The organism is Pseudomonas sp. DF11, from assembly GCF_058148565.1.
In genome coordinates, this window is the sequence record NZ_JBYVYN010000008.1 from 220,137 (window position 1) to 233,535 (window position 13,399).

The window sequence follows — 13,399 nt, forward strand, 5'->3', positions numbered from 1 at the left end:
TATTCCCGTCATCGTGTCAGGTATTTTTTATGTCGCTACGCATCTGCATTCTGGAAACCGATATCCTGCGTCCGGAACTGGTCGACCAATATCAGGGTTACGGGCAGATGTTCCAGCGCCTGTTTTCACAACAGCCCATTGCGGCCGAATTCGTCGTGTACAACGTGATGGAGGGGCACTACCCCAGCGATGACGAGCAGTTCGACGCTTATCTGGTGACCGGCAGCAAGGCGGACTCCTTCGGCACCGACCCTTGGATTCAAACCCTCAAGACCTACCTGCTGGAGCGCTACCGGCGTGGCGATAAGTTGCTGGGCGTGTGCTTTGGTCATCAATTGTTGGCGTTGTTGCTGGGCGGCAAGACTGAACGCGCCACTCAAGGCTGGGGTGTCGGCACCCATCGCTACAAACTCGCCGCCAAGGCGCCTTGGATGAACCCGGTGATGGAAGAACTGACCTTGTTGATCAGCCATCAGGACCAGGTCACCGAACTACCCGAAAGCGCGACCGTGATCGCCTCCAGCGATTTCTGCCCGTTCGCCGCCTACCACATCAACGACCAGGTGCTGTGCTTCCAGGGCCATCCGGAATTCATCCACGATTACTCCCGGGCCTTGCTGGAGATTCGCCAGCAACACCTCGGCGAGCAGATCTACAGCCAGGGCGTGGCGAGCCTCGCCCACGAGCATCATGGCACCACGGTGGCGGAGTGGATGATGCGTTTCGTTGCTCACAAACCACAGGCCGAGACCAGCCAAGGTTAATTCACTGAGATCTAAATGTGGGAGCGAGCCTGCTCGCGATAGCGGTGGATCAGTTGGCGTTGATGTTGGATGGGCCGCCGTCATCGCGAGCAGGCTCGCTCCCACAGTTGTTTCGGATTGGGAGTTACCTTTTGTGGGAGCGAGCCTGCTCGCGATGAATCCCACACAAATCCCATTGTTTGCCTACAACCACCCCGATCGCTTGAAGCTCCACCACAACGAGGAGCATCCCACCGCAATGACCCCCAGCACGGCAAAATAGCCGTATTGCCAACTCAACTCCGGCATGTCCTGGAAGTTCATCCCATAGATCCCGGCCACGGCCGTGGGAAACGCCAGGATCGCCGCCCAAGCCGCGAACTTGCGCTGCACTACGCTCTGGCGCGACGCTTCGAGCAGCACGCCGACTTCGATGGTCTGGCTGGCGATGTCGGCCAGGGTCGCCAGGTCTTCCATTTGCCGCGTGACATGAATCTGCACATCGCGGAAATACGGGCTCATGTTCTTGTCGATGAAGGGGAAGTCCAACCTCTGCAACTCTTCACTGATCTCCACCATCGGCGCCGCGTAGCGACGCAGGCGCAACACGTCGCGGCGCAAGCTGTGCAGGTTCTGGATATCCCGCTCGTTAAGGGAGCTGCACATGACGTTGCGCTCCAGCTCATCGATCTCGGCGTGAATGGCTTCTCCCATGGGCTGGTAGTTTTCAATCACGAAATCGAGGATGGCGTAGAGGACGAAATCTTCCCCGTGTTTCAGCAAGAGAGGACGTGCCTCACAGCGTTGCCGGACGTGGGCGTAGGACGCTGAGTGCCCGTTGCGAGCCGTGATGATGTAACCCTTGCCAGCAAAGATATGGGTTTCGATGAACTGCAGCTTGCCGTCCTTGCGTATCGGCGAATACGTGACAATAAACAGCGCATCGCCAAAGGTCTCCAGCTTGGGCCGGCTGTGTTTTTCCATGGCGTCTTCGATCGCCAATTCATGCAGGTTGAATTGACGCTGCAGGTTGGTCAGCTCCAGGGCGCTGGGTTCTTCGAGACCGATCCACACAAAATGACCAGGTTTGGCAGCCCAGGCACTGCCTTCGTCGAGGGTGATATTGGTGACTTTCTTTCCGGCGCTGTAGACCGCAGCAGCAACGACTCTACCCATAATGGTGGTTCACTTCTTATTGGAAAATGGCAGTGACAGGGAGCGTCCAGCTTAACGCGCCCTGTAGTTTGAGAGTCAGCAAAATCCGCGGAGTTCGGCGGTAAAAGAAAACCCGCCGAGGGGCGCAATGCTGTTCACTTAAGGCGTGCCTGATTCATTGTGGCGAGGGGATTTATCCCCGTTGGGCTGCGTAGCGGCCCCAAAAGCTTGAATGCAATTCACCTGGATCTGCGGCGACCGGGGTCAGGGCTGCTGCGCAGCCCAACGGGGATAAATCCCCTCGCCACAGGTTCATCTACCTTCTTAAGTAAACAGCATTACGCCGAGGGGCGGGTTTTCCATTCAAGCGACTTGCAACTGCCGGTCCATTGTCGCGATGCACTCGCGCATCTGCTCACGGCATTGGGCGATGAGCCGGGGCATGTCATCCATGCTCAACCCGGCTGTAGGAATTGCCGGCAATGAGCGTATGAGGATGTCACCGCTGCGCCAGCGATTGAGGCGCATATGCTTGATGTAGCTGCTGACGCACACCGGAATAATCGGCACCCCGGCGGCTATTGCCATCTGGAATGCGCCTTTCTTGAACGGCAGCAGGTCCTCGCCCAGGTTGCGCGTGCCTTCCGGGAAAACCCAGATCGAGGTGTCCTCATGCTGCAAGGTATGGGTGGTGGTCAACATCGACTTTCGTGCCTTGATCGCGTTGCCGCGGTCGATCAACACGTTGCCCGCCAGCCAGAACAATTGTCCGAACAGTGGCACCCATTTCAGGCTCTTCTTGCCGATGCACACGGTCCGGCGCGGCACCACGTTGCCGAACATGAACAGGTCATAGTTGGATTGGTGGTTGGCGATGATGACGCAGCCGTTGGGCTTGTCCACCAGCGTGTCGACCTGCGCCCGGACCCGCAAACGCAAAATGTACATCGCCGGCAATGCGTACAACCTTGCGCATAAACGGCTGTTGTCCGGATTGAACGGCCGGCACAGGCCCAGAATCACCCCGAGCACGCCAGCCAGGACAAAATGCAGGCCCATCAACGACATACGCAATACAAACAGCATCTACAGGCCCCATCGGGACAAAAGGTGGCGCAGTGTACGGATGTGCACTGTTTTCGGCAATTGCCCCTATAGAGGTAGGAAATGGACGATGTTTAAGCGCATGTTTCCACATGGCGCGACAGAAGCGGCCTAGAGCGGTTGCGGACTTCTAAACGGGGCGTGTAGGAAAAATGCCCAGTGCTGAGGGTTTAAGGAAGGTCACTACCCCGTGGCGAGGGAGCTTGCTCCCGCTGGGCTGCGCAGCAGCCCCAAAACCACACGCCGCAGTGCATCATGAAAAAGCGGCATGCAGTTTTTTACGACTACGGCGCAGCCGAGCGGGAGCAAGCTCCCTCGCCACGGTGATCCGTGTAAGCCTTGAGTGACCAGGGAGCGTCAGCCCATATGCTCCTGATCCAGCAAAATCGCGCTGTCCAGCGTTTCCAGCAGGGCCTTGCGAACCTTCAGCTTGGTGTTCTTGTGGGCGGTCATGTTGATTTTCTTCAACTGACGCGCCGCTTCCAGGGCTGCGCCCTGCAGTTCTTCGGCCGACACCACTTTGTCGAGGAAACCGGCATCCACCGCGCTCTGCGGGTTGAACATCTCGGCATTGATCACCGAGCGATGAAACGCCGACTTGCGCAGGCGATCACGGGCCAGCTCGATACCGGCGTGGTGCATGGTCATGCCGATCTGCACTTCGTTCAGGCCGATGCTGAACGGTCCTTCCACACCGATGCGGTAGTCCGCCGACAGCAGCAGGAACGCACCCTTGGCCACCGCATGCCCGGGGCACGCGACAACGACAGGGAAGGGGTGCGACAACAGGCGACGGGCCAGCGTCGAGCCAGCGGTGACCAGGCTCACCGCTTCCTTGGGACCGGCGGTCATCACTTTCAGATCGTAACCACCGGACAAAATCCCCGGCTGCCCGGTAATGATCACCACCGCCCGATCCGCCGTCGCCTGGTCCAGCGCAGCGTTGAACGCGGCAATCACATCCGGCGAGATGGCATTGACCTTGCCGTTGTTCAAGGTCAGGGTCGCGATACCGTCTTCGAGATGGTAGGCAATCAAGTCGCTCATGACGCTATTCCTTGTAAGAGAAGTGACGCCGACGTTACCCACCGTCGCAGGCCAGGTAAAGCGCCGTGACTGACTCACCGGTCAGCCCAAGGCCCCACAAACAACCTGGCCCGCCCAACCGGCCATGCCTTCATCTATAGTGCAGTGCAGACACAAACCCAGAGATTGGCCGATTTGCCATGCTCCGAGGCGTTTGAAATGCCCGACCACCTTAACCACATGAAAATTCTGAAAAAAACCTTTGCCATCGGAAAAGCTTTCGACTACATTAGCGCGCCTCGACAGACTGAACAGTTTGCCGAGATACGGTGAAGTGTCCGAGTGGCTTAAGGAGCACGCCTGGAAAGTGTGTATACAGGAAACTGTATCGAGAGTTCGAATCTCTCCTTCACCGCCACATTCTGCAAACACAAACCCCTGATTTTCCTAGAGAAAGTCGGGGGTTTGTGGTTTTTGGCGTCTGGAAAAAGGGTGATATGGGACAGTTATGGGACAGCTGATGGTTTTCAATCCAAAAGCAGCATCCCAATTCCTGTCTAGGTGTGCATACAATTGGCCATCACTTAGAGGGGGTTGCCATGACTGTATATGCCTGTCCGAGCTGTACTGAGCTGTTCAAAGTCGTTTACCTGAGTGGCACGTTTCCTGGAGGTAAGGAGCGTGAAAGCATTGACTGCCCTAATTGTGGTACGAAGGTGAGCAGTGAGGTGACTAGCGCTGTGTTGTCCACGAAGGCCCTCACTCCTGAAGAAAAGGTCGCCCATGAGCTTGAGCTGAGTATTCGGCCTCCGCGTCATCATAATTGCGCTTTCCCTAAACAAGCTAGCCGATCTCGGTGTCGGGACTACCGACAGGCCTGTTTAGGTAAATAATATATTGAGTGCGGTTAAGATAGGCGCGCAGCCAATTTAACAAAACAGTGCAGAGCTGAGATTATATGGATATTCGGATTAAGAAATTTAAAAAGATTGATGATGTGGCTGTCACTTTGGCGTCGCTAAATATTTTCATTGGTGCAAATAACTCTGGGAAAAGCAGCTTTATACAAGGGATTCAATTCGCTATTTCGGGTTGTCAGACTTTAAGTCTTAAAGGTGGGGTGTGGGGGAAAGGCATCAAAACTCTCTCGTTAGACTCAAGCGAGTATCTTTATACTCCAACCAATAATATTGAGTATCTTTATCATGGGAAGCGACTGACGGGGTCTCGAACAAAGCAAGCTAGGAGCTGGATTGAGTTCATACTTTCCGATGGTAAGACTTCAACGCTAAAAATATCAAAAGGAAAAAATGGTGGTTTTACAACGAGTCTGAGTGGGCGAGATTTGGGAGAAAAGCTAAGCGACATCGAGAAGCCTTATTGTGTATATGTACCAGGAATTGCTGGCGTTCCTACGCAAGAAAAGTACGAAGTAGCTATTACGGTTAAGAAATCTGCCACTCGCGGTGATAGTAATAATTACCTGAGAAATATTTTATATTCCATAAGTAAGGAGGCAGAAAGATGGAGTTCGTTCAAGGGTTCGGTGAATTGTATTTATCCCAATATTGATGTTCTTGCGAAGTTTGATGAGCATAAATCAGAATTTATTCATGTTTTTGTATTTGATGGCAATCTTGAATTACCTTTGGATTCTGTCGGTACTGGACTGCTTCAGGTAATTCAAATCTTTGCATATATAGAATATTTCAATCCCAGGGTAATTTTGCTGGATGAACCGGATTCTCATATACATCCCACCAAACAAAAGCTACTAGCCAAAGAGCTTTCTAGACGTGCTAATGATAACCCCGATTTAAGGGTTGTTTTTTCAACGCACTCAAGATATATATTGGACGCTTTAGAAGATAAAGCAAATGTCGTTCATTTTCAGGATGGTACTGTTTTCCAAGATGTCAAAGGTAGCAAGATCTTATTAGATATCGGCGCGGCAGATGCAGACTATCTGTTTTCGAAGAAGGCCTTAAAATACATTGTCGTGACAGAGGATAAAGTCGATGACATCGATGAGAAAAAAGATTTTCTGAGAAAATTTTTACTTGCTAACGGTTTGAGTGAGGATGAATTTGTACTGCATTCATATGAAGGCTGTACGAAAGTAGATTTTGCAAAAATACTTCAAGGTTTTGTTCGGAAGCAGATTCCGATAGTGAAAGTAATTGTACACATTGATCGAGATCAAAGGGTAGATGGCGATAGAGATCTGTTAAAATTAATTGATGACTGTCAAAAAAATGATCTGATTTTTTTCATGACCAAGTTTCAGGAGATTGAGTCGTATTTTTGCACGCCATTACATATGCATGAAGTATATGGCGTTTCATTGGAGAGGGCAGAAGAAAAATATAAACAATTTATAGCTGAGCTTGAAGGTGAAACTAAGCGAAAGCTTTCGAATTTTATCTTAAGATATCGTAAAGATCTAAGTTTGAATAGAGCAGGTCAGCAAGACATAGCGGTTGTAAATAAGCTCGTTGATGAATGGTACGGTCAATACGGTGAGCAACTCACTCCTGGTAAAGAGTTGTTGGGTAAAGTTAAAAACTTCGCGCAGATGGAATTAAAAGAAGATCCCAATAAGATATTGACTATTTCAAAAGCATTGAGTTGCGATGAGTTCAAAAAATTGTTAGATGTATAAGTGCGGGTGCGCGGGCTAAGGTATGGGGAAGTCCCCTACGCTCAGCCCGCTAGCTCGGGTGAATGATTGTTTCGGACATTGAACTTGGATTATAGATGTAGGGTCTACAGGACTAAATTTTCAATGCGAGTTGCAACATCCCCACCACGTCGGGTCCATCCTCGTTGATCCATGTCCCGTAATGCTGACGGATCATGTTTCCGTTGGTATGTCCCATCTGCTCGGCGATCCAATCGATTGAGGCAATACCTGTTGTCAGAAGCTGACTAGCGTACGTGTGTCGGCATTGACCAGGCCCACGATAGCGAACCTCGGCCGCGTTCAAGTGAGCTTTGAAAAAACGATCTCGCACAACGAAGTCACTCACGTGCGGCAGACCGCTTTTGGTGTTCAGAAACACAAAGTGCAACTTATGCTGTCGTACTGTCTTATTGTCCCGCTCAACGATATCGACCGTCTGCGCTTTCTTAGCCGGATTCATCGCATCGATCTTGCGTAGCGCATCCCACGCTGGCTCCAGAAGCCGCACCTTCCGAGTCGAGCGCCGGGTTTTCGTTACTCGATAGGCGCCACGCACCTTGGAGCGGCGAAACGTCACCGTCCCATGCTGCAAATCGACGTCCTCCCAAGCCAACGCAATCGTTTCCGATACCCGCGGCCCCGCCCAAATCATGAACTGAATCATCAACAGTTCTTGCACGCGATGCGTCGGCGTCTCAAGGATCTGCTTGATCTCCGCCCTGGTGAATGGGTCCGGTGCTTCAGGATCCGGCAGGCGCACAAATAGCCCCTCAGTCGGATCATGTGCAACCTTCTTGCGAGTCCGGTAAAGCCTAAAGACCTGTCGCACATTGCTGATGATGTCCCGAATAGTCTTATTCTTCAGCCGCGTCGACAGCGTGTCCTGCACCCATTCCTGCAAATCCAAATGATCAATTTGATCGATCTGCACCTTGCCCCAGCGCGGCCGGACATGGACCTCGGCCTTATTGGCATAACCGCGATAAGACGTAGCGGCTACGCTGTTGCTTTTGATCTTCAGCCACAGATCTAGGTAGTGACCGAAGGTGTTCTCAACCAGGTTGGCTGAGTTAGGGAAATGCCGGCTGTAGTTGAAGGTGCCGGCCTGGATCTCGTATTCGATGATATTCACCAGGCGCTGCGCTTGCTCCCGGTTGGCTGCCGTATTTCCACCCGGTATAGGCTCCCGGTACCGCTTCCCATTAAAATGAAAATAGACTCGTATGGAATTGCCTCGAGCCTCCACTCCGTGTGTCATGTGCTTCCCCTTTTGCAACGTATCAAGGAAGGGCCCATTGACGGGCCTTTCCGTATTGCGTTTGTTTTCGGGTTCTCTGTTAAGGATCACTCTTGGCGAAGTAGCCACCAAACACTGGCACTCTTCTTAGGTCTGGGGTTGACACCGGATCGTGCTTCTTCGGCCCGACGCCGCTCGTTAATGGCCTGCCGGGCCTTACTGCACTTGTAATGGTTGCCGTGGGCGCGATATTTCCCGCATTGGTCGCAGAACCCCGTCAGGTCGAGATTCCAAGGAAAGGATTTGCCATTGTTCATCGCGCCAACTCCATGAAGTCGACGCATGTCTTGGTTAGGGCAACGTAGGAAACGTCATCATCGAGTTCCAGCGTGTTCGTGCTAGTCTCCCTGGCGCTGCTGCTTGGGTTCCGTGCTTGCATGGTGCTGCTCCTTAGTAGTGGTCGGTGTCGGGGAGTTGCCGCTCCTCGACACCATCTTTCAGGCCTTGTCCTGGTCTTGCATGATGATTGCTACGACTTCGTTCCTTTTTTCATATCCATCGATTCCGCAGCTCCTCCCAAATCGCATCACCGTTCTCTAAGTACCGATGCACCTCTCGTTCGGTCGTGTTATCGAGCCGCAAAACGGAGATGCAGTCATCGAAAAGGGCCGCATCGAGTCGACGCAGTTCGGTCATGTCGAAGGGGTACTCCTGGCCGTTGTAAAGCCCGAGCAAGAAGCGCCCTATGACACCACTCTGTCCCGAGTAACCTTGAGCGACGGGCATCAATCGGTGTAGCGCCTCAATACCTGCCAGGCGAATAGCAGGAAGGGCTTTCTCGTATCGAAAAATTTCGTCGAACGCTTCTATGATTCGATCTGGTGACATGGTGTGGCTCCTTTCATGTTGTCCAGGCGTTGCGCGCCTGGTGGTTACAAACGGTGCTGCTTAGGCGTTCTGGAAGGTCCAGCAACGCACGGTGGTGGATTTCTTAGCCATCGCGTTATTGGCTGCCTGGGCCGCTCGAACGGCGCTATAGGTGGCCTTGTTGACCTCCAGCAGCTTGCGGCTGCGGCTATTGACCAACAGCGTGCGCAAGGTCTTGAGATCCGCGAGGCTCTGTCGGTGATCGCTGGCTTTTTCGGCGAAGTCGTTGAGGTTGATGGCGATGAGTTTCGGGTCGATGCTGTGATTGACCTGCGGCCCTTCGCCGAGGCTTTCCAGGTACTCGTAGACGTCCCAAAACTCGGCAACCAAAGGATGGTCAGCATTGATCGCCGACTGACGTTCCAGAGCCATGCCGGTCAAGGCCTGATGGGTAGTGACACGCTGGTTTTCATCCAGCGGACAGATCAAACAAAGGCAGTCCACCAGCGCCATGATCTGGCTGTGGTTCTTGATGATCCGCTCGACACGGATCTCCTTGAGCTGGCGCAGACGCTGCTCATGCACCGCCACACGTTCGGCAAACTTCGCCATGACCTGGGCTTCAGCTCGCACGGCCATCAGCAGAAAGTGACTGAGCTGTTCCACCGGGATCAGGTTCAGGTTATCCGCGGCAGCACGACTCTCAGTGGTCACTGCTGGGCGAGCAAAGTGAGTTTTGATAATCCGGGTCAGGATCGCTTCCGAGGCGCTGACGTCGGCGTTCTGGCTAATGGCGATGACACCCCGAAACGGCGGTTCGTAGGTTTCGTTACCACTGGTTTTCATGCCCCGGGTGCCGAGGGTGCCGCCGCCAAAGAAGTCTTTCAGCTCGTCCCAGTCAAAGCCCTTGGCATGCGCTTTATCCGGCTCGTTGCGGTCGCCCTCGATCAACACCACCGGCATATTGGAAACTTGACCCATGGCCCGCTGGCGGCCAGCACGTGTTGATTTCGACGGATCGAAACCTTCGTGCTCTCGGCCCAGGAGCTTCCAGAGAAAAGTCAGCAGCGTTGTTTTGCCGGCACCGGCCTCGCCCGTGACTTCCAGGAAGGGAAACGACTTGTACTGTGCGCGAATCTGTTCGGCGAACAGCGAGCCAAACCAGAACGCCAGCGCGACGATTCCCTTGGCACCAAAACATGTCCAAAGCATGGGCAACCAGTCGTTGCGGTAGTGCTTGGCATCACGCTGGATGTGCATCGCAATCGACTTCTGCAGCGTCTTGAGCCGTAGCTTGTCGAACTCAAAAAAGTCTTCTTTGTTGACCTGGCTGACGATGCCATTGCGCACGGCAATATCACCGAACACATAGGCACCGTGCTCCTTGCTGTAGCCCACGTAATCGATGGTCTCTACAGTTTTCAGCCCATAGAGCTGATCTTTCATGATCTTGTCGAGCTGCTTCCCACTGCCGGTGAACACCGCGCCGGCAGCCATGCTGAGCAAGCGCTTCTTGAACTCGCTGGCGGCAGCGACCTGGCCGCCTGTGAAGGTGTTCTTTACGCTACCGCCGTCGTGAGGGAAGTCCACGCGGAAGTAGTACCAAGACTCGTCAGTGACCTCGTTGCGTTGGAAGTACAGCGCCTGGGGATAGCAGTTGGCGATTTCGACAACCCCACCGCATTGGCGCAATGCCTTGTCACGTCGTTGTTTATCGTTAAGCAACTGGTCTTCATGGCGCTCCGAAGACTCTAACGCCTGCATGGCCTTGTTGAATTTCTCCAGGTCCATCTTGAACCAGTACAACCGGCTCTCAAACGCGAAGTGAAACTCGTAGCGCTCGCGCCATTCGTACATCAGCACGCCTTTCTCGGTCGCGCTTTCGGCGATCAGAAGCGAGCCATGATAGCGGGCGGTAGCCAGGTCTTTTTCGATTTGCTCGGTACGCTGGGGCCCGTCATCAATGAAGGCCCAGCGCTGATGCAGGTCATTCCAATCAACCTTGCGGCTGTCAGGCTGAGGGATCTGCACTGCTTCGCATTCATAGCCCAAGGCACGGGCTTGCCGCACCCATTGCTTGGTGTACTTGTGCGCGCCGGGCTCGTTGTCCAGCGCCCAAACCAACTTGGGCACTTTGCCGCCGCGCAGTCGTGCCAGCTCTCTCAATGACTCTTCGGGAAAGGCGTTGGATGACATAGACGACACCGCGGCAATGCCGTTATGCACCAGAGCGATAGCGTCGAAGATCCCCTCGACAATCCACAGTTCGGCGACCTCCAGCAATTCGACGCAAGGCGGACACCACCAAACGCCGCGAGGACTATCGCCAGGTTTGAACCGAGCTTTCATCTTGCCGAAGCGGTGCGGACGATCGATCAGCCGTTCCCAATACCCCCCTTTTTCCAGGGCGAAGCGGACCGTGGTGCTGCCTTCGTTCAGCTCGCGGGAATAGTAGGACTCCTGGGTGAACCAACCCTGAATCAGCTCAAGCCGAAACCCCCGGGCGAATTCCAGATAAGCTCGAGCTGTGGCGTTGGGATATTGATCGCAAGAGGGCGCTCGACGGCTCCAGTCATCGAACAGATCCTCATACAGCTCCTTAACGTGCCAACGCTGCGCACATTTGCTCTTGCGGCCGCAAATGATCAGCCACGGTTTCGAAACACGGGTATACAGCTCTTTTTGTCCACAGGCTGGGCACTTACCACCGCGCCAATAGACATCGCTCAGCCGCGCCTTGAATCCGTAATCGTTCTTGAGCCGCTGAAGCACTTCAGCCCGTAGCGTTTCTGACTGTTCCATGTCGCACCAACTGATGGGCAATACAAGCCCAGCCCTACGGTCGAGTAGGGTTGAGCCATTGATTAAGGGTTAAAGCGTGGTGGAGTGGTTGAGGCCTGACGCTGCGTGATGCTCAGTCCAGGCTAACTGCGCCAATTTCGTCGCAATGCCGGACGGCACCTCAAGGGCAACGATCAGATGGTGGACGCAGTTTTTGAACAATTGATCGCCATCAGCTAGATGTTCTGCCTGATGTCGAGCCAAATAGGCGAGGGCGGCCTGTTGCATGCTGCTGCGGTAATCAAGCGAAATAGGCTGGGTATCGTTCATTCAGTCCGCTCCATCCTTGAGTGGGGGTAACAGTTCGAGTTGAGCGACATTCGTTGTCATCGCCTCACGACGTAGCGCGATATCTGCCAAAGGCAACTTGACCGATGGGTTGGCCATCCCGCTGGGGCTCATCTCGTGCGTCATTTCAAACTCGGCGCGAACAGACCAACCGCAAGCCTCGTTAGTGCACTGCAAGTAAGCAATGCGAAGAAAAATATGTGTGCCTTCACTGGTGCGTATGCGCATCCGTGATTGGCAATGAGGGCAGACCAATTTGTATGTGCTCACGGCGGCGTCCTTGCGCGAGGGCTGATGGAGTGACGGTTGCCGACACAGTGCCGAGCTTGATGCCCAGTAACACCGCCGCCCGATGGGCTTCGCCGCGGCGTCCTTTCTTCCGGCCATTCAGCAGGTCGCTGACCAGGTTGCTGTTCAGCGCGTTCTGACGAGAGAACTCTGCAATGCTGAGACCTTTTCGATCAAGCACCGCTCGGGCTTGCTCGGGTGTGAGAGGGGCGGGCATAGTGTCCATTCGTGGGCATCCGTGTTGATTTGGTGCAATTATGCCCAAGGATTTGTGCCTGTAAAGGGTGAAAGTTTGAAAAGTTGTGCATCTGAAAATGACATGGACATTGGCGTGGGTGAACGCTTGCGTGAAGAACGGACGCGGCTTAGGCTCAACCAGGAGGCCTTTGCGCAACTGGGTGGCATCACCCGCAATACTCAAGGCAGCTATGAGAAAGGAGAGCGAAACCCCGATTCCGTCTACCTCACAGCGGTGCTCAAGGCCGGTGTCGATGTGCAGTACGTCTTGACTGGAAGGCGGACGCAAGGTGTGCTCGAAGGCTTGAACGAGGCCGAAGAAATGCTGCTGCACCAGTTCAGGACCTTGTCTGACTATGACCAAAAAGCTGTGCATCGAATCATCAGCGCAATGGCTGACGCCCCCGGTGTTTCCGGCGTTGAGAAATAACTAGTTGTATTTAAACGATTCGTTACGATGGATTTCGGTTTTGATTTCCCACACGCCTAAGTAACGTTGCGTACGCAATGCACTTAATGGAGTAGTGGGCATGTTGGATCAGGATGAGAAAAAGAACATTGGCGTGGAGAAGAGCGACCGCGAAAATTCTGAGCTAACACGAGATGAGTGGAATCTTCTTACCTGGTATCGGGAGTTGTCTGATACAGATCAAGGTTATATAAGGCATGTTGCAAAGGCCTTGGCATGCGCTTCCTAAACTATATCGCAGTGAAACAGAGGCTCCTTTGCCGTGGGGGTTGAATAAACCCCTTTGCCACTTCCAATAACATAACACTTGTTATGACAGAGTCCGTTTCCGTCGTTGCCTGCGACTTCTCCAACTCGAAGCTACCGAGGCGGTCCCGTGCGGTCTCTAGGGGGCGCTCCAAGCCTGGAGACGAAGAGGGCCCGACCGAGTACGTCGGTCGTCATTTTTCCAATTCACCTCA

Annotated in this window: 11 protein-coding genes, 1 tRNA gene and 1 pseudogene; 4 read left to right on the forward strand and 9 right to left on the reverse strand. The window is 53.7% G+C overall.

The features are described from left to right. Positions 1-29: 29 nt before the first annotated feature. Positions 30-764 carry an amidotransferase gene (locus tag AC30D9_RS22770; protein WP_307573892.1) on the forward strand — a complete coding sequence of 245 codons (735 nt, stop codon included), beginning with the start codon at positions 30-32 and terminating at the stop codon, positions 762-764. A 183-nt stretch (positions 765-947) separates the two neighbouring features. Here AC30D9_RS22770 and AC30D9_RS22775 read toward each other — a convergent pair whose 3' ends face one another. The 3 genes from AC30D9_RS22775 to AC30D9_RS22785 all read right to left on the reverse strand — a co-directional run bounded on the left by AC30D9_RS22775 (position 948) and on the right by AC30D9_RS22785 (position 4,049). After that, positions 948-1,919 carry a magnesium and cobalt transport protein CorA gene (locus tag AC30D9_RS22775; RefSeq protein WP_092204682.1) on the reverse strand — a complete coding sequence of 324 codons (972 nt, stop codon included), beginning with the start codon at positions 1,917-1,919 and terminating at the stop codon, positions 948-950. Between the two features lie 342 nt (positions 1,920-2,261). Further along, positions 2,262-2,984 carry a 1-acylglycerol-3-phosphate O-acyltransferase gene (locus AC30D9_RS22780; protein ID WP_490144880.1) on the reverse strand — a complete coding sequence of 241 codons (723 nt, stop codon included), beginning with the start codon at positions 2,982-2,984 and terminating at the stop codon, positions 2,262-2,264. A gap of 375 nt (positions 2,985-3,359) precedes the next feature. Continuing rightward, positions 3,360-4,049, reverse strand: coding sequence for a crotonase/enoyl-CoA hydratase family protein (locus AC30D9_RS22785; protein ID WP_109754346.1), 690 nt, complete (start codon positions 4,047-4,049; stop codon positions 3,360-3,362). Positions 4,050-4,356: 307 nt separating this feature from the next. On the opposite strand from AC30D9_RS22785, the gene AC30D9_RS22790 reads away from it, so the two are divergent. Together AC30D9_RS22790 and AC30D9_RS22795 are read left to right on the forward strand one after the other, a co-directional pair. Then, positions 4,357-4,446: transfer RNA gene (locus AC30D9_RS22790), tRNA-Ser, on the forward strand. A gap of 540 nt (positions 4,447-4,986) precedes the next feature. Then, on the forward strand, positions 4,987-6,690 hold the full coding sequence (locus AC30D9_RS22795; protein WP_490144881.1) for an ATP-dependent nuclease: 1,704 nt from the start codon (positions 4,987-4,989) through the stop codon (positions 6,688-6,690). Between the two features lie 112 nt (positions 6,691-6,802). On the opposite strand, the gene AC30D9_RS22800 is transcribed toward AC30D9_RS22795, so the two are convergent. The 6 genes and pseudogenes from AC30D9_RS22800 to AC30D9_RS22825 all read right to left on the reverse strand — a co-directional run. Then, positions 6,803-7,969, reverse strand: a complete 1,167-nt coding sequence (locus tag AC30D9_RS22800) for an Arm DNA-binding domain-containing protein (protein WP_490144882.1) — start codon at positions 7,967-7,969, stop codon at positions 6,803-6,805. A gap of 528 nt (positions 7,970-8,497) precedes the next feature. After that, positions 8,498-8,836 (reverse strand): DUF7673 family protein, encoded by a 339-nt coding sequence (locus tag AC30D9_RS22805; protein WP_490144883.1) that lies wholly within the window; start codon positions 8,834-8,836, stop codon positions 8,498-8,500. A 60-nt stretch (positions 8,837-8,896) separates the two neighbouring features. Then, on the reverse strand, positions 8,897-11,617 hold the full coding sequence (locus AC30D9_RS22810) for a toprim domain-containing protein (RefSeq protein WP_490144884.1): 2,721 nt from the start codon (positions 11,615-11,617) through the stop codon (positions 8,897-8,899). A gap of 69 nt (positions 11,618-11,686) precedes the next feature. Then, positions 11,687-11,926 carry a hypothetical protein gene (locus AC30D9_RS22815; RefSeq protein WP_490144885.1) on the reverse strand — a complete coding sequence of 80 codons (240 nt, stop codon included), beginning with the start codon at positions 11,924-11,926 and terminating at the stop codon, positions 11,687-11,689. Beyond that, positions 11,927-12,214 (reverse strand): Ogr/Delta-like zinc finger protein, encoded by a 288-nt coding sequence (locus tag AC30D9_RS22820; RefSeq protein ID WP_490144886.1) that lies wholly within the window; start codon positions 12,212-12,214, stop codon positions 11,927-11,929. It abuts the gene before it with no gap. Between the two features lie 40 nt (positions 12,215-12,254). Then, positions 12,255-12,449, reverse strand: a pseudogene (locus AC30D9_RS22825) (DNA-binding protein); the annotation flags it as partial. Positions 12,450-12,551: 102 nt separating this feature from the next. Between AC30D9_RS22825 and AC30D9_RS22830 the strand changes: the two are divergent. Further along, positions 12,552-12,899 (forward strand): helix-turn-helix domain-containing protein, encoded by a 348-nt coding sequence (locus AC30D9_RS22830; protein WP_490144887.1) that lies wholly within the window; start codon positions 12,552-12,554, stop codon positions 12,897-12,899. Positions 12,900-13,399 lie beyond the last annotated feature (500 nt).

Excerpts from the sequence above, each read along its gene's own strand:
- AC30D9_RS22775 (WP_092204682.1), bottom strand. The coding sequence starts at position 1,919 with ATGGGTAGAGTCGTTGCTGCTGCGGTCTACAGCGCCGGAAAGAAAGTC.
- AC30D9_RS22810 (WP_490144884.1), bottom strand. The coding sequence starts at position 11,617 with ATGGAACAGTCAGAAACGCTACGGGCTGAAGTGCTTCAGCGGCTCAAG.
- AC30D9_RS22830 (WP_490144887.1), top strand. The coding sequence starts at position 12,552 with ATGGACATTGGCGTGGGTGAACGCTTGCGTGAAGAACGGACGCGGCTT.
- AC30D9_RS22795 (WP_490144881.1), top strand. The coding sequence starts at position 4,987 with ATGGATATTCGGATTAAGAAATTTAAAAAGATTGATGATGTGGCTGTC.
- AC30D9_RS22780 (WP_490144880.1), bottom strand. The coding sequence starts at position 2,984 with ATGCTGTTTGTATTGCGTATGTCGTTGATGGGCCTGCATTTTGTCCTG.
- AC30D9_RS22815 (WP_490144885.1), bottom strand. The coding sequence starts at position 11,926 with ATGAACGATACCCAGCCTATTTCGCTTGATTACCGCAGCAGCATGCAA.
- AC30D9_RS22800 (WP_490144882.1), bottom strand. The coding sequence starts at position 7,969 with ATGACACACGGAGTGGAGGCTCGAGGCAATTCCATACGAGTCTATTTT.
- AC30D9_RS22770 (WP_307573892.1), top strand. The coding sequence starts at position 30 with ATGTCGCTACGCATCTGCATTCTGGAAACCGATATCCTGCGTCCGGAA.
- AC30D9_RS22785 (WP_109754346.1), bottom strand. The coding sequence starts at position 4,049 with ATGAGCGACTTGATTGCCTACCATCTCGAAGACGGTATCGCGACCCTG.
- AC30D9_RS22805 (WP_490144883.1), bottom strand. The coding sequence starts at position 8,836 with ATGTCACCAGATCGAATCATAGAAGCGTTCGACGAAATTTTTCGATAC.